The following is a 15,778-nucleotide window of genomic DNA, read 5'->3' as shown; positions in this document are numbered from 1 at the left end:
GGATCCGAGAACGGGTCCACCCCCAAGGAGGAGACATGGAGCTGAACGGCGCGATCGCGGTGGTCACCGGTGCGAACCGGGGCCTGGGACGTCATCTGGCGACACAGCTGCTGGAGCGCGGCGCATCGGTCTATGCGGCAGTACGCCGCCCCGACGAGCTGGACCTGCCAGACATCACCCCGCTCCGACTCGACGTCACCGACCACGAATCAATCCGGGCCGCCGCTCAGATCGCCACCAACGCGAACCTTCTGATCAACAACGCCGGGATCTCCACCGGCACGCCCCTGATCGCCGGCGACATCGACGCGGTGCGCCGGGAACTGGAGACGAACTTCTACGGCCCCCTTGCCGTCACACGGGCGTTCACGCCGGTCATCGAGGCCAACGGCGGCGGCGCGATCCTGAACATCCTGTCGGTGATCTCGTGGATGCACCCGGCACGGGCCGGGGCATACGCGGCGGCCAAGGCCGCCGCATGGGCCCTGACCGACGCAGCCCGTGAGGAACTTCAACCTCGAGGAATCAGCGTCTCGGCGCTCCACGTCGGCTTCATGGACACCGACATGACCGCCGGGATGCCCGGCGTCCCGAAGGCCGACCCCGCCGACGTCGCCGCCCAGGCACTTGACGGGCTCGCCAGGTGCCAGCCGGAAATCCTGGCCGACGATCTCACCCGCCAGGTCCGCCAGGGCCTGGCGCAGGGCCCCGTTCCGACCCGCCTCGCCTGACCAGCGGCACGCAGGAGGTAAGCCGCGCTGCGCTTGACACCCCATGAGAACAGTTCGGTAATGATCATGATGGGACATTCGCGACCGGGTGCTGTCTGTCGCGATGACCATGTACGCCGGTGATGTTGGACTGTGGTTTCACAGTGTGGCCACCGACGAAGAGCAGACACGGTGAACCGTGCACGGTGAGCGGCTGATCTACGACAACGAGCGAATCAGGCTCGGACTGGTGGATGTCGAGATCCCGGGGCGGGGAACGGTTCGAGCATCACGCGGTGCACCTGTCGGCGGCCAGGAGGACATGATCGTCGACATCACCCTCGACCTGGTCTCCGGGGGCCAGGCCGACCAGGCCTGACGGTGATGACGTAGGTGAACGCCTCCCGGCGGGGTCTGACCCAAGGCCTGACTTCGGGTCCGCAACGGGATTTGTCGACCTCGGCCAAGGGCGCTCACCTGCGCTCACCGGACGTGTTCTGCCGCTACCCGCGCAGCTTCACCCGGGGCAAGGTCAAGCGAGTCGGCACCGGCCATGCCGACCGCCGCGAGCAGCGACCACATAGACGGAAATTTGCCGCTGACCTGGCATTACATGGTGATTTACGGCGTTTTGCTCCGTATGCTGGCTATTTAATCTTGAAGAGGTGTGTCAGGAACGACGTCGGCTGCAGGTTTCGGGGGATCAACATGGCCGCACGCACCGAGCGGATCTTCGAGCGGTTCTGCGAAGGGCAGTCGGTGGAGGGAGATGTTCGGCCTGTCATCTTGAAGTCGTGGCGCAGGTGTCAGGAGCTCGGGCTCGTCCCGGAACGACTCGGGTTCGCCGATCCGGTTGAGATCGACGTGGACTGCGCCTTCGCCCGGGTGGCCCGACCGGTGTTCGAGCGGTTCCAGACCGTGATCGCGGACACGAGCGCGTCTCTGCTCCTCACCAACGAGCAGGCCAGGATGCTGCAGCGCTATGAGAGTGATCTGCAGCTGAAAAGAACGCTCGACCGCAAGTGTCACTTCCCGGGTGTGCAGTACACCGAAGCACTCCTCGGGACCAACGCCGCAGAAACTCCCCTGCGTGAGAAGCGGTTGGTGCGGGTGGTGGGCTCCGAACATCTGGCCGGGTGCATGCAGCCGTTCACCGCCACCGGTGTCCCGATCCTCGACCCGCTCACCGGGTACGCGCGCGGTGTGGTGACGATCGCGTGCCTGAACAAATACGCGCATCCGGAGATGAGCGTGCTCGCCCGTCAGGTGGCCGAGGCCATCGAACAACGGCTCCTGGAGCAGAGCACCGCGCAGGAGCGCGCCCTGCTCGACGCATACCTGCGAACCGTGGACCTGCCCGACCTCCTGCCCGCTCAGGAGGCCGAATCGCTGCTCCGCGATCTCCCCCTCGGCGATCGTCTCGCACTGGAGGAGAAGGCCGCCGAGCTGATCGCGTACGGGCAGCGGGCGGCTGTCGAGGTCTCCCTGTCCCATGGTCGCAACGCCACACTGCGCTCCCTGCCTGGGCCGGAACCCGCCGGTATGGTCGGCGTCGTGGCGCAGGTCCGGATCCAGGGCGGCCGGTGGCAGTGCCTCACCGACGACCCCGTCACGTCAGCATGCGATCGACTGGGCCGGTCGGCGGCCCCGCCGGCAACCGTCGTGCACAACCAGAACACTGCGAACGGAGAACTTGTCGTCAACGACGGCGCCGCAGGCGGCGGCGATCCTGCGAGCACCGCACCCGGCGCGGCCCGTCTCCTGGCGGTGGGCAACGCATGGCCCGGCATGGGCGAGAAGAACGAGACGCGGCCGCCGTCCGGCTCCCCGCGGGAGGCCTCCACGCCCGTCGACCCGTGGCTGTTCCTCTTCGGCGAACCGGAGGTCGGCAGGCTCGCCACTGCGGCGCGCAAGCGCCTGAGGTTGCTGTGCGAGGCCACCATGAACATCGGTCAGACCCTCGACGTGGTGCGGACGGCCGAGGAACTCGCCGAGGTGACCGTCTCACGGTTCGCCGACCTGGTGACCGTCGATCTCAGCGAGGGCGTCATGCGCGGTGAGGAGGCCGCAGCGCTCGCTGGCGGCCTGCGCCGGGTCGCCGTCCAGAGTGCCCGGGAGAACGTGAGCCCGGTCGCCGCGGGCGAGCCGGTGCACTATCTCGCTTCCTCCCAGCAGGCGCGCTGTCTGGCGAGAGGGGAGACGGTGCTCTGGCCGGATCCGGGTGGCGCTCGGCCGGTGCAGGTGGCCGGGGAACCGGCCTCCTCGGTCATCGCGGTGCCGTTGCTGGCCCAGGACAGGGTGCTGGGGGCGGTGACGTTCACGCGGTGGCAGGCGTCCGATCCGTTCGAGGACGACGATGTCTCCCTGGCCGAGGAGCTGGTCAGCCGCGCGGCGGTGTGCATCGACAACGCCCGCCGCTACACCCGCGAGCGCGCCATCTCGCTGGAACTGGAACGTGCCACCGCGTCGCTGCAACGGTCACTCGAACTCCAGCGGCGATTCACCACCGACGCCTCCCACGAACTGCGCACCCCGCTTGCCGGGCTGCGTGCACAGTTGGAGGAAGCACAGTTGCATCCCGACCAGACCCACCTGAGCGAGCTGATCGACCACACGCTGCGCGATGTGAACCGGCTTCAGGCCATCATTGACGATCTGACGCTGCTGGCCCGGCTCAGCGCCGTCCCGCCTACCGCCTTCGAACGCATCGACCTGGCCGAACTCGCCGAAGCCGAAATCCGCAGCCGTACCGGCGACCGCCACGAGGTACGCCTGGATGTGCACCCCGGTGTGACGGTCGATGTCGTTCCCTCGCAGATCTGTCGGCTTCTGCACAACCTGCTCGACAACGCCCAGCGCCACGCCGCGCACGTCATCGTGGTGCGGGTACGCCGCATCGTCGGTGAGGCGGAGCTCAGCGTCACTGACGATGGTCCGGGAGTCCCCGAAGGCGAGTGTGACCACATCTTCCAGAGCTTCACCCGCCTGGACACCGCCCGCAGCCGTGATCACGGCGGCACCGGACTGGGACTGGCCATCGCCCGCGGCATCGCCCACGCCCACCACGGCACCCTCCATGTCCAGAACGCGTCCTCTCACGGGGCGCGCTTTATCCTTCACCTGCCACTCATCAGCCCGTCCCCTGCGAGGCGGGACGCGTGAGGACTCAGCGAGGCGGTCCCAGAGCGGCAACTCAACAAGGGGCCGCCTCAAGTTCCTCACCCACGAAGACCTGAGCGACCGACCAGCACCTCCTGCCAGAGCCCGAAGATCCACGCCCATCGGCCAGTCGGGTGGCCTGAGGCATCTCAGCCTCAGGCTCCCACAGAATCCCGGCGTGACAGTCTCCCGTCACCGGGCTCTTGTCATCCTGTTCACCAGGCGTGCGGTGTCCACCGCCGATGCCGGAACACGGCATCCAACGGAGACCTCACAGCTTCTGGAAAAGATCTTCCGCGCCCTGAGAGCGAAGGGCGTCAGCCCCGGAAAAGTCGCCCGGGAACCGTCTCTCCTCGCACGTCAAGCACGACTTTGGCGGTGGCCTCCACGAGGCCCTTGATCGTTCCAATCACCAGGGCACGATCGTTGCTCTCAAGAGCTGCAGTGAGATGAACGCGGTGGCTTTCGATCGATGCTCACTCTTTGCCTTCGAGACCTACGGGGCAGGAGAGAGCTAAATCCATAAGGTCATTCTGGTCAGAATCCCAGCACGCGGCCCTTGAACCTCAAGCAGGTACTCAGCTCCGCAAGGAAACGGATCAAGGTGCCCAGGAAACTCACTTGAACACGTCGATGCCCTCTGGTGGGGTTCCAGTCGACGGTCAAACGATCAAGAGGCCAGATCCGCGATCTTGGAATCTAGCCTCTGAGCTGGGAAGACTGGGTGGGGCTACCAGGACTTGAACCTGGGGCCTCTTCCTTGTCAGGCAAAGCCGGTGGGGGCGGGATCATGGGCTGCACCCGCTCCCACCTGCGCATACGGTCCGCAGTGTTCCACCGTCGTCCGGCGTCGTCCGGGGCGGTCGTCACCCAGTTGGTCACCCATATGCGTGCCCTCCGAAGCGGAGTCAACGCTCGCTCCGTGGATGGCGTCATCCTTGTCGGTGACCACTGCCAGCATGATCCCTAACCGACTGAGGGAGTCACGGTGGCCGACCTGCACGAGATGTTCGACTGGCTTGAGGAGTTCGGACCGTTCTACGACGTCTCCTGCGTGACCTTCGTCCGATCCCTTTCCCCCGCTGAGGCGCTGGTTCGTCTCGGCGCGGACAGCGGCGCGATCACAGGAGTGACCTTCGAGGAACTCCAGGAGAGAACGATGGCGTGCTTCGACTCGGATGCGATGCGCACCGGCTACGTGGGCGCACTGGAGACGGATGGCTGGTCGGTGCTCATACAGCTCTGGACGGGATCGATCGGAGCCGACTTTTCCCTGCTGAGGCGGCTCTCTCAGAAGACCGAGGTCGTGTCGATCGACCGCAACCTCCATGCCACGGACCACTTCGTCTATGCGGCCGACGGTGAACTGGTCACCTGGTTCGACCTGCTGGGTCCCGATGCACGTGGGGGCAACGAACCGGACCGGCTTGTCGACATGATGCGCAAAGTCGGACTGGAGCCCGACCTGAACGAGGACGGCCCGGACGTGGACGCCGGGTTCCCCCGCGCCTTCGCCCTGGCAAGGAAGATCACTGGCTTTCCCTTCTCCAAGGAGATGCTCGACATGCGACTCCTGGGCGCCGTGGTCAACAGCGGTTGATCGGCTCCCCGGCCTCGGATGACCGGTGAGTCGGCGTCGCCCAAGAGGACGCGCACCCGGCACCCCTGACGCGTCTTGGTCGCGAGGAGGTCGTTGAAGTCCGGCCACGACTCGTGCAGGAAGTTGGCGGCGTAGACCAGGATGCCGATGCGCAGTTGATCACAGCAGAAGCAGGATCCGGCCTTCGGGTTCCGGGGCGGGCTGCTCCTCCTGCTCGTGCTCCGGCTTCTCGGGGACGGGCTCGAAGTCGTCGAGGTCGACGTCTTCCATTGGGGCAGGGGGAACAGCGGGGTTCTCGCGGGCGTAGACGGTCTCGAAACGTTCGGCGTCGGCCTTGACCTCGGTCATCTCCAGGGGGCGGCCGTCCTTGTCGGCGAGGGTGCGGCGGATGATCAGGATCGGACTGCCGACCGACAGGGCCATCAGCTCGCGTTCGTCGGCGTAGGGCATGCGGGCGGTGACGGTGGTCTCCCAGGTGACCGGACCGCGATCTTTGGTGAGCGCTTCGTAGAAGCCCAGTGAGGTGATGCCGTAGGCGCTCTTCAGAAGGTTGAGGGGCCGGTCGGACAGGACCTCGCGGACGGTGTGGGAGCTGACGCCGATGATCAGGCCGGTTGCGGCGTGACGCCATCGGCTGTAGCGGTGGAACACCGTGTGGCCGGTGCTCAGGCCAAGGGCGGTGGCGATGTCCCGGTTGGCAGGGGTGAAGTCGACCCGCTCATAGGTCTCCCTGCCTTCGTCGTCCTCCCCAAAGGGGATGGGCAGACGGCTCCATCCCCAGCCACGGGCGATGGGGATGAACTCCGCGTTGGCGATGTCGTGGCGGGGCCATGCGCCGAGCAGGATGGCGTACCGGTCGGGGACGGCACGGACAAAGGTGCCGCGTCCGCGTACCACGGTGGCGAGCCCTTCACCGACGAGGGCTTCAACGGCGTCACGGACAGTGGGACGCGAAACGCTGTAGCGAGCCGACAGGGCGGTCTCGCTGGGCAGGGGCGCACCGGCAGCGTAGCGGCCTTCAAGGACGTCGGCGCGTAGGGACGCGGCGACGATCTCCCATAAGGGGCGTTGTGCGTCGGTGAGCCGGTCACGCTCCTCGGGGGTCAGGTCGAGATCATCGAGATCGGACTCGTGCTCGTCGCCGTTCATGGGAACTCCTCCGTATCACCCAGCTGTGCGAGATCCCCAAGGGTAAGGACGTCCCTCGAAGTCGTTGACGCTCGGCCAGGCGGCGTCGGTGCTAAGGGGGCTGAGGGGGCGACCCTACACGCCCGCGTCGTGGTGTCGCTGCTCATCGGCGCCAGGACCGAGGAGTTACGGGCGCTCACGTGGTCACACGTCGACCTGGACGGCCAGCCGGACGCCGATCCCCCGGTCCTGTCGTCGATCATGGTACGGCGTTCGGTGCGGGTCGGGGGAGACACCAAGACGGAGAAGTCCCGGCGGACGCTCGCTCTTTCCAGGCTGTGTGTGGACGCCCTGCGCGGACACCGGGAACGGCAGGCGCTCGCGAGGATAGAAGGCAGGGGATCTGTGGCAGGAGAACGACCTCGTCTTCGCCGGCAAGCAGGGGACCGAGTGGACGCGGCCAACGTGCGGCGGGCCTTCCGGGTGATCCTCAAGAGGACCGAGTCCTGTATCTGTTCGCCGCGTTGGACCTAGACAAAGACAAGCTCTACGGACACCTCAAGAAGACCACCCATTTGGTCAGCCATTCCGCCCGGCTCGTGGCCATCCCTGCCCAGCCAACCCGCATGTTGCCGCTCCGCGACGCGAGCCGGCGTTGTCAGCGCACGATGTCGTAGCCGAAGCACATAATGCAGCACATGACTCAGCTATCTCCGCACCGACACCATGCCATTGACTACGTGGAGCTCACGGTCACCGACCTTGAGCAGGCCAAGCGCTTCTACACCGAAGCGTTCGGCTGGCGATTCAACGACTATGGGCCAGGGTACGCCGGCATCCAGAGCCCGCAGGGGGAAGCCGCACCCGAAGTGGGCGGTCTCCGCACAGGCCAGGAGGCGCGGGCAGGCGGCCCGTTTCTGCTGCTCTATTCCACCGACCTGGACCGGTCTGTGGAGGCTGTGAAGAACGCGGGCGGCCAGGTGGTGAACGGGCCGTACGAGTTCCCCGGTGGACGCCGGTTCCACTTCACTGACCCGAGCGGGAACGAACTGGGCGTCTGGGCTGAGGCGTAAGCTACCGATGCCACCCTCGGTCCGTATAAGCTCTGCCACCCGCACAGCATGACGGCCGCGCGCCGCGCGCGACAGAGTCCGGGCGGCGCATCACATCACAACAGGGCGAACGTTGCCTGCTCGCCCGCATGCTCGGCATCCACATCGACGTCGCGGTCGCCTGGCAACGCGCCAGCAGCGGCGACTGGATGACCTACGCCGCCGACATCAGCCGCCGATCCACGAAGGACACCGCGCAGTGACCCCAGCACATCAGCAGGCCGTCATCCTCATCACCGGGATCCAGGCGGCCGGGAAGTCGACCATCGCGCAGTTGCTGGCTGAACGGCTGCCTCGCTCGGTGCACGTCCGAGGTGACCTGTTCCGGCGCATGGTGATCAACGGGCAGGCGGACATGACTCCCGACCCTTCCGAGGAGGCGGTGCGGCAGCTGCGTCTGCGCCACCGATTGACAGCGGCGACCTGCAATGAGTACTTCCGGGAGGGGTTCACGGTGGTCGCCCAAGACGTCATCCTCGGCGAACACCTCACCGAGATGATCGAACTCATCCAGCAACGGCCGCTGCTCATCGTGGTGCTCGCCCCACGACCCGAGGCCATCGCCGCCCGGGAAGCAGCCCGCGGCAAGAATGCCTACAACCAGTGGACCATCGACCTGCTCGACGACGGCCTGCGGAACCAGACCCCCCGCCTCGGACTCTGGCTCGACACCTCCGACCAAACCCCAAACGACACCGTCAACGAGATCCTCACCCGAGCATGGACCGAGGCAAAGGTCCGGTGATCAAGCACCCGTTCGGACAGTTCTGGTATCCCACGGTGCCGTTAGACACCCTCCGCGCGACGTTCACCGAGCCCGAAGGGTGCTGGCCGACGACGGCACCTGCTGGCTGAACCTCGGCGACGTCTACGCCGCCAACTCCGACGGCTACCTACGCGGCACGAACTACAACGAGCACCAGCCCCTGGTGCGCCCCCGCTCCCGCCTTGCCGTAGCGCCCAAGAACTTGCCGGGCATGCCCTGGCGGGTCGCCTTCGCCCTCCAGCAGGACGGCTGGATCCTGCGCAACGCCATCGTCTGGCACAAGCCCAACGCCATGCCCCAGTCCGTCCTGGACCGCCTGTCCACCCGCTACGAGCTGATCTTCCTGCTCGTCAAGCAGCGCTTCTACTGGTTCGACCTCGACGCCGTCTGCGAGCCGTACACCGGCGACCGCCCCCTGTCCCGCCGCGCCCGCCGCAGCGCCACCAAACCCATCTCCATCCAGACCCCCTGGCCATCTCCCAGCGCCTACGACCAAGCGGCAACCAACGGCAACGGTCACGACATCGCCCTGCCACCGACCGGCCAGGCCCCTCTGACACCGCCCACCTCAACGGCCGCAACCCCGGCGACGTCTGGACCATCTCCACCCGTCCTTACCCGGGCGCCCACTACACCCCGTTCCCCATCGACATCCCCCTGCGCGCCATTGCCGCCGGCTGCCGCCCCGGCGGCACCGTCCTCGACCCGTTCTCCGGCGCGGCAACGACCGCTCTTGCCGCCCGACACCTCGGTCGGCAGTTCATCGGCATCGAACTCAACGAGGACTACAGCAGGCTGGCCGCCGCCCGCATCCGCGAGTCCTCGCCCACGGCAGGGGAGGCGGAATGAAGAACCTCACCCTCCGCGACCTCCAGAACCTGCCGCCCACGGTGGACCTCATGACCGCGGCCCGCATCCTCGGCATCGGCCGAACCAAGGCCTACGAACTGGCCAAGAAGAACGAATTCCCGGCACGCACCATCCGCATCTGCGACCTCTACCGTGTCAGCACGGCCAGCTTGCTCCGGTTGCTGAGCTTAGGAGATGAAAGGATCTAGAAAAAGGTGATTCGCTCTCGGGTCTTCCGAGAGCGAATCACCTGCATATCTCTCATAGAGAGCGACAAAGTCTCTTCGAGATTCCACGACCGACATCTGGAGAGGAGCCATGATGCCCCTCCCCATCACTACCAGTCGAACGAAAATCCGCCAGAGCAGTACCAGGAGCTACTGGCCAGCGCCCTGTAGGTTGCAGCTCTCCAGCTGTTGAGATGGACCGCGCTGCGGCTAGCGGCTACTTGTTCGACGTACCCACGCACTCCCTCTTCTCCCGCAACGTCGAACTGGATCCTCAAGGCATGGGCGATTTCCGACAGCTCCGTAGCAGCCTGGACACTGTAGAGAACACTAAGGCCGAAGGTGGCAAAGTGGTGCCGAACGCGCGCTGTTAGGCAGGTAGACCATTGCTGTGGCGGATCAACGAAAAACTTCAGCGAAGGGGGCCGCCCCGGGACAACCTCGGCGCTCAGCCATTGATCATGGTCGATGTCATCGAAGTAGGGGTGAAGAGTCTGCTCTTCCGCTGTAGAGGGGAAAGCATCTGACTTGATCTTGTTGCAGTCACTGCAGGCGGGAACAAGGTTCGCGGGTGCAACGGACAGGAAAGGGTAGCCAGCCTTCGGCAAGTGATGGTCGAGAGTGGCGACATCGCGGTGGCCACATAGCGGACAGCGCTTCGCGGCCAGCTTCAGAGCGTCGTAGATCGCCCGCCCGGGAGCTCCGTTCTTAGCCATACGGTCGGTGTAGACCTTGGTCAGATCTACCCGATCTTTCTCCGAAGCGGGTGCAAAAGTCACAGAATTAAGGGTGAACAGAGCCTCGGCCCGGGCTGCTTCCTCAAAACGAGCTGCCGCATCGCTAACACTGCTCTCAAACCCCACGAGCCGTTGTTTGAGCTCCGCGTCGCGAACGCGGCTGATACAGACACGATACGCGCTGTCGGCTGTATGAGATGGCAGTGGGAGCGACCACATCAGAGGCGGCCCTCACGATCCCGTACTGCAACCAAAGCACGTACGATTCCTCTGGCCTCACCACCGAGCTGTCCATCAAATCGGTTCAGGACTTGCTCGTAGGTCAAGCCTTCACGCACTGCCTCCTCCAGCTCGCTGTGGAATCCCGAACGAGTGACCTCAAGACCGAAAGCCTCGCGAGTTAGGACACCGACGTTCTCCCCGAACGTCTCAATCTCTGGGCGGTCTGCCATCAGCAGGTACCCGGATCGACGAAGCTTCCAGACACAGCTTCTGGGCGTTTCCTGTAGAACGACGGGTGAGTGGGTGGCGATGATAGCAACGCCATTGCGGTCGATGAGTAGATCAGATAGGGCTCGTATAAACGCTGCCAGCAGCGGAGGGTGCAGGTGCGTTTCAGGTTCGTCGATCAAGACAAGTGTGCGCTCTGCAACAAGATCAGCCAGACGAGTGATCGCCAGCAAAACGATCTTATGGCCAGAGCTGAGACCATCGAACAACGCCTCAGGCTCCATACGGAGCGATGAACCAGGCAATGGCTCGGTGACGGCAGATACCCGCGCATCCCGGAAGAGAGGGTCAGCCTCCAGCGTCCCCACCGCATGTTGCCAACGAAGAAGTCGTGCACCGTTAAGGCCTCGCACTGCGGTTCCGAACTCCGCCGCCAAAGCGCGGTAGTCCTTAGGAGGCTGCGGCACCCTACCGTCGTGCACACCGCCCCGGCTGAGGGTCACATAGGCATGACTGATCCCGTTAGGGACCCTGACCGGCTGGAATGGGTCGAATGCACTGAAACAGACAGAAACCAGGTTTGCAAACGGGTGATGGTTGCGGTCAGTAAGGGCTGTGATCTTTCCAACCTCTGCCGTCGAGGCGGAACCGTCCGCGATCGATCGGGCCAAGTGGTTCAGCAGGCGGGTCTTACCCACGCCGTTGCTACCGATCAGGGCATGGATGTTCGTCGGAGGATGAGAATCTGGTGCCACCGCGAAAGAGAGCTTCAGAGGGGAACCTTCAGCTTCAACTAGCGGTGGTCCTTCGTAAGTGAACTGGAACGCGGTCAACGTGACCCCGCCTACGGCGATGCGGTGGTACTGCCCTGTGACCGTTGCATCCTTGACCGATCGCATCAAGGATGTCGTCATCACATCTTCAGTGAGGGCGCGTCGGTACAGCTGCTGATCAAACGCAACATCACGCAGAGCGCGCAGTACCGTCTCTCGGACCCCGTCCCCCAGATCGCGAAGTTTTTCGTAGTAGGAGTCATCCTGTCCGAGAGAGAAGAACTCGTCTCCCAGCTCATGGAAGCGGAAACCGTCCGGCAGTGAGGGGCGACTCTGATCCTCCATACCGAATTGACCGATCTTCACATCCCCGATCTCATGAAGCTCGTCAGCATCGCGGTAGAACAGGGAGAACGTTGTCTTATAGGTGTAGTCGTCCCAGTTGTCTCTGACCAGGAACGCCCCTCTCGCATTCGATAGTGGCCGCCTCCGAACTGGCAGGACTTCGAACTGCATGATCTCTCCCTGGAAGCCGGCACCTCCGAACTCCGGCTCAGGCTAGTACGAGTACTTCTGGGATGAGATCCCAGTCGAGAAGCAGGAACGTCCACCTGCGCCTGAAGCTACGAACCGACACGAGAGGAGTGACACCAGGAGCGCCAAGGCTTCCGCCTGTTGTCGATGTGGACTGATCTCTGTCACCTGATCGGGGGAGATCCCACTAACAAACGGCTAACAAACGATCAAGAGGCCAGATCCGCGATCTTGGGATCTAGCCTCTGAGCTGGGAGAACTGTGTGGGGCTACCAGGACTTGAACCTGGGACCTCTTCCTTATCAGGGAAGCGCTCTAACCGTCTGAGCTATAGCCCCTTGTTGCGTGCAAGAACGGTATCGCATCCCTCTTGTGGAGGCGAATCCGTTCGCTCGAACAGGGAAAAGCTTACCCTGTCCCGGCACCGGCTTGCGCCATGTCCCCGGCTCGGTGGCCGGGGACATGGCGGCGGATGCCTACTCGGCCTCGCTGAAGGTGACCTCGACGCCGCCGACCAGGTCGGAGGCGATGTTGTAGATCACCGCGCCGAGGGTGGACAGTGCCGTGATCAGGACGACGTTCACCGCGCCGATCAGGGCGGTGTAGCCGAGGATGCGGACCGGCTCGAACCAGGAGGCGATGTCGAAGCCGTTGGCCGAGGGCTTGCCGTCCGAGACGGTGAACTGGTTGACCGTCTGGATGATGTTGTCGAACACCCCGAGGCCGTTCAGCACCATGTAGAGGACCGCGACGGCGACGAACAGCACCACGAAACAGACCAGCGAGACCACGAAGCTGAACTTCATGGCCGACCACGGCTCGACTCTGCGCAGCACCAGATGGGCCTTGCGCGGCGTCCTCGGAGAGGTGTCAGACGCCGGTTTCCTGCCGTCCGGGGCGGGGGGAGGCGCGGACAGCCCTCCCGGAGCCCAGGAGGGGTTTCCAGCCTCGCCCGACGCCGGACGCGGACGCGTCGCTGGATCGCCTGGTTTGCCGTCCTCGATAGCCGTCACGCTCTGCCTGCCCTTGAAGTCATCGGTTACCGAATTATCGGTCTCCGGCGTGGGCTTGCTACCGCCTGCCGGCGACTCGGCCGCCTCAACGGGGTCCGTTCCGGTGGCCTTGTCCATCTTCGCTGTCACCTGGTCGCGTGTCGACGAGGAAGCAGGACGTGGTCCTGGTCTTGCCTGAGAGCTCACGGGCTACTCACCTTCCCCGTTTTCCTCAGTTTCCAAGGCCTCGGCGTTGCGGGCGAGAGCCACGACGCTGTCCCCCTCCACCAGATTCATCAGACGCACCCCCATGGTCTGGCGACCAGACTGCTTGATCTCTCCTGCGCTGGTCCGGATAACCCCGCCGACGGACGTGATCGCGAAAACCTCGTCCTCCGGACTGACCATGACAGCCCCAACCAGCTTGCCACGAGCACTAACGATCTTGGCGGTCAGGACGCCCTTGCCGCCTCTTCCCTGCACAGGGTACTGATCGGCAGGTGTGCGCTTGGCATACCCACCCTCGGTCGCGACCAACACATCGTCGCCGTCCGCGATCCGGTTCATCGCCAGGAGCTCGTCGCCCTCGAGGAACCGCATGCCGATCACACCGCTGGTCGCCCGGCCCATCGGACGCAGGGCCTCATCGGAGGCCGTGAAGCGGATGGACTGCGCGCCGCGGGAGACCAGCAGGAGGTCGTCCTCCTCGGAGACCAGCCTGGCGGCGATCACCTCGTCGTCCTCCCGCAGGTTGATGGCGATGAGACCGCCGGAGCGCGGCGAGTCGTACTCCGACAGGCGCGTCTTCTTCACCAGGCCGCTGCGCGTGGCAAGCACGAGGTACGGCGCGACCTCGTAGTCGCGCAGGTCCAGCACCTCCATCACGACCTCGTCCGGCTGCATGGCGAGCAGGTTGGCCAGGTGCTGGCCCCGGGCGTCCCTGCCCGAGTCGGGAAGCTCGTAGGCCTTGACCCGGTAGACACGGCCCTTGTTCGTGAAGAACAGCAACCAGTGGTGCGTCGTGGTGACGAAGAAGTGGTCGACGATGTCGTCCTGGCGCAGCTGCGCGCCGCGCACGCCTTTGCCGCCGCGCTTCTGCGCCCGGTAGAGGTCGGTGTTGGTGCGCTTGGCGTAACCGCCCCGGGTGATCGTGACGACCATGTCCTCCTCGGCGAGGAGGTCCTCGATCGACATGTCGCCCTCGTAGGCGATGATCTCCGTCTTGCGCTCGTCGCCGTACTTGGCGGTGATCTCGGAGAGCTCGTCGAAGACGATCGTCCGCTGCCGCTCGGGCGAGGCCAGGATCGCCTGGTAGTCGATGATGTGCGCCATCAACGCGTCGTACTCGTCGGTGATCTGCTGCCGCTCCAGGGCGGCCAGCTTGCGCAGCTGCATGTCGAGGATGGCCTGCGCCTGGATCTCGTCGATCTCCAGGAGCGTCATGAGGCCGCCCTGGGCCGCCGCCGCCGACGGGGAGCGCCGGATCAGGGCGATGACCTCGTCCATCCGGTCGAGCGCCTTGAGCAGCGCGCGCAGGATGTGGGCCCGCTCCTCGGCCTTGCGCAGGAGGTAGCGGGTCCTGCGGACCACGACCTCGATCTGGTGGGTGATGTAGTGACGGACGAACTGGTCGAGGCGCAGGGTCCTCGGCACGCCGTCGACCAGCGCCAGCATGTTGGCGCCGAAGGTGGTCTGCAGCTGGGTGTGCTTGTAGAGGTTGTTCAGCACGACCTTGGCGACCGCGTCGCGCTTGAGCACGATGACCAGGCGCTGGCCGACCCGGGAGGAGCTCTCGTCGCGGACGTCGGCGATGCCGCTGATCCGGCCGTCCTTCACCGACTCGGCGATCGACAACGCCAGGTTGTCGGGGTTGACTATGTAGGGCAGCTCGGTGACGACCAGGCACTGACGGCCCTTGGCGTCCTCCTCGACCTCGACGATCGCCCGCATGGTGATCGAGCCGCGGCCGGTGCGGTAGGTGTCGTCGATGCCCCTGCGGCCGACGATCAGGGCGCCGGTCGGGAAGTCGGGGCCCTTGACCCGGGCGATCAGCGCTTCGAGGAGCTCCTCGTCCTCGGCCTCCGGGTTCTGCAGGGCCCACTTGATGCCGTCGGACACCTCGCGCAGGTTGTGCGGCGGGATGTTCGTCGCCATGCCGACCGCGATGCCGGCCGACCCGTTGACCAGGAGGTTCGGGAACCGCGACGGCAGGACCAGCGGCTCCTGGGAGCGCCCGTCGTAGTTGGGCTGGAAGTCGACGGTGTCCTTGTCGATGTCACGGATCATCTCCATGGCGATCGGCGCGAGCTTGCACTCGGTGTACCGCATGGCGGCCGGCATGTCGTTGCCCGGCGATCCGAAGTTGCCCTGGCCGTCGACCAGGGTGTAGCGCAGCGCCCAGGGCTGGGCGAGCCGTACCACGGTGCCGTAGATCGAGGAGTCGCCGTGCGGGTGGTAGGAACCCATCACGTCGCCGACGACGCGTGAGCACTTGAAGTAGCCGCGGTCGGGACGGTAGCCGCCGTCGTACATCGCGTAGAGCACGCGGCGGTGCACCGGCTTGAGGCCGTCGCGGACGTCGGGCAGCGCGCGGGACACGATGACGGACATCGCGTAGTCCATGTAGCTGCGCTGCATCTCCGACTGGATGTCGACGGGTTCGATGCGCTGCTCTGCGGGCGGAGTGTTCACATCCGTCACGGGTGATGGGTCCTTTTCGAAAGAGAAGTCTGTATGGGGCC

Annotated in this window: 13 protein-coding genes, 1 tRNA gene and 1 pseudogene; 9 read left to right on the top strand and 6 right to left on the bottom strand. The window is 65.1% G+C overall.

Annotation, left to right across the window (positions count from 1 at the left end):
• Nucleotides 1–35: 35 nt before the first annotated feature.
• The 4 genes from PKF00_RS01825 (at nucleotide 36) to PKF00_RS01810 (ending at nucleotide 5,469) form a co-directional block, all read left to right on the top strand.
• Nucleotides 36–731, top strand: coding sequence for an SDR family oxidoreductase (locus PKF00_RS01825; RefSeq protein ID WP_271215543.1), 696 nt, complete (start codon nucleotides 36–38; stop codon nucleotides 729–731).
• 178 nt (nucleotides 732–909) lie between these two features.
• Nucleotides 910–1,089, top strand: a complete 180-nt coding sequence (locus PKF00_RS01820; RefSeq protein WP_271215542.1) for a hypothetical protein — start codon at nucleotides 910–912, stop codon at nucleotides 1,087–1,089.
• 329 nt (nucleotides 1,090–1,418) lie between these two features.
• A complete protein-coding gene (locus PKF00_RS01815) occupies nucleotides 1,419–3,872 on the top strand; it encodes an ATP-binding protein (RefSeq protein ID WP_271215541.1) in 2,454 nt (817 codons plus the stop codon).
• Between the two features lie 985 nt (nucleotides 3,873–4,857).
• Nucleotides 4,858–5,469, top strand: a complete 612-nt coding sequence (locus PKF00_RS01810; protein WP_271215540.1) for a DUF6461 domain-containing protein — start codon at nucleotides 4,858–4,860, stop codon at nucleotides 5,467–5,469.
• 159 nt (nucleotides 5,470–5,628) lie between these two features.
• Here PKF00_RS01810 and PKF00_RS01805 read toward each other — a convergent pair whose 3' ends face one another.
• Nucleotides 5,629–6,618, bottom strand: a complete 990-nt coding sequence (locus PKF00_RS01805) for a GntR family transcriptional regulator (protein ID WP_271215539.1) — start codon at nucleotides 6,616–6,618, stop codon at nucleotides 5,629–5,631.
• Between the two features lie 677 nt (nucleotides 6,619–7,295).
• On the opposite strand from PKF00_RS01805, the gene PKF00_RS01800 reads away from it, so the two are divergent.
• The 5 genes and pseudogenes from PKF00_RS01800 (at nucleotide 7,296) to PKF00_RS01790 (ending at nucleotide 9,533) form a co-directional block, all read left to right on the top strand.
• Nucleotides 7,296–7,670 carry a VOC family protein gene (locus tag PKF00_RS01800; RefSeq protein ID WP_271215538.1) on the top strand — a complete coding sequence of 125 codons (375 nt, stop codon included), beginning with the start codon at nucleotides 7,296–7,298 and terminating at the stop codon, nucleotides 7,668–7,670.
• A 238-nt stretch (nucleotides 7,671–7,908) separates the two neighbouring features.
• Complete coding sequence (locus tag PKF00_RS01795; protein WP_271215537.1) at nucleotides 7,909–8,454, top strand: AAA family ATPase; 546 nt, start codon at nucleotides 7,909–7,911, stop codon at nucleotides 8,452–8,454.
• Between the two features lie 22 nt (nucleotides 8,455–8,476).
• Nucleotides 8,477–8,998, top strand: a pseudogene (locus PKF00_RS44580) (DNA methyltransferase); the annotation flags it as partial.
• Nucleotides 8,944–9,324, top strand: coding sequence for a DNA-methyltransferase (locus tag PKF00_RS44575; protein ID WP_369011154.1), 381 nt, complete (start codon nucleotides 8,944–8,946; stop codon nucleotides 9,322–9,324). The pseudogene PKF00_RS44580 and the gene PKF00_RS44575, both read left to right, overlap by 55 nt.
• A complete protein-coding gene (locus PKF00_RS01790) occupies nucleotides 9,321–9,533 on the top strand; it encodes a helix-turn-helix domain-containing protein (RefSeq protein WP_271215536.1) in 213 nt (70 codons plus the stop codon). Before PKF00_RS44575 ends, PKF00_RS01790 begins: the two co-directional genes overlap by 4 nt.
• A gap of 128 nt (nucleotides 9,534–9,661) precedes the next feature.
• Here PKF00_RS01790 and PKF00_RS01785 read toward each other — a convergent pair whose 3' ends face one another.
• The 5 genes from PKF00_RS01785 to gyrA all read right to left on the bottom strand — a co-directional run bounded on the left by PKF00_RS01785 (nucleotide 9,662) and on the right by gyrA (nucleotide 15,737).
• The gene (locus PKF00_RS01785) at nucleotides 9,662–10,414 is read right to left on the bottom strand and encodes an HNH endonuclease (RefSeq protein ID WP_271215535.1); all 753 of its coding nucleotides are present in this window, start codon (nucleotides 10,412–10,414) and stop codon (nucleotides 9,662–9,664) included.
• 92 nt (nucleotides 10,415–10,506) lie between these two features.
• Nucleotides 10,507–12,027, bottom strand: a complete 1,521-nt coding sequence (locus tag PKF00_RS01780) for an AAA family ATPase (protein ID WP_271215534.1) — start codon at nucleotides 12,025–12,027, stop codon at nucleotides 10,507–10,509.
• Nucleotides 12,028–12,309: 282 nt separating this feature from the next.
• Nucleotides 12,310–12,383: transfer RNA gene (locus PKF00_RS01775), tRNA-Ile, on the bottom strand.
• A gap of 138 nt (nucleotides 12,384–12,521) precedes the next feature.
• Nucleotides 12,522–12,881 carry a DUF3566 domain-containing protein gene (locus PKF00_RS45145; protein WP_425582175.1) on the bottom strand — a complete coding sequence of 120 codons (360 nt, stop codon included), beginning with the start codon at nucleotides 12,879–12,881 and terminating at the stop codon, nucleotides 12,522–12,524.
• A 366-nt stretch (nucleotides 12,882–13,247) separates the two neighbouring features.
• Nucleotides 13,248–15,737: a DNA gyrase subunit A gene (gyrA, locus tag PKF00_RS01765; RefSeq protein ID WP_271215532.1), complete on the bottom strand. Its 2,490-nt coding sequence runs from the start codon at nucleotides 15,735–15,737 to the stop codon at nucleotides 13,248–13,250.
• Between the last annotated feature and the right edge of the window lie 41 nt (nucleotides 15,738–15,778).

The organism is Streptosporangium carneum (genome assembly GCF_027922005.1).
Taxonomy (GTDB): domain Bacteria; phylum Actinomycetota; class Actinomycetes; order Streptosporangiales; family Streptosporangiaceae; genus Streptosporangium; species Streptosporangium carneum.
The sequence above is the reverse complement of the archived record's forward strand: the minus strand, read 5'-3'. Positions and strand labels throughout refer to the sequence as shown.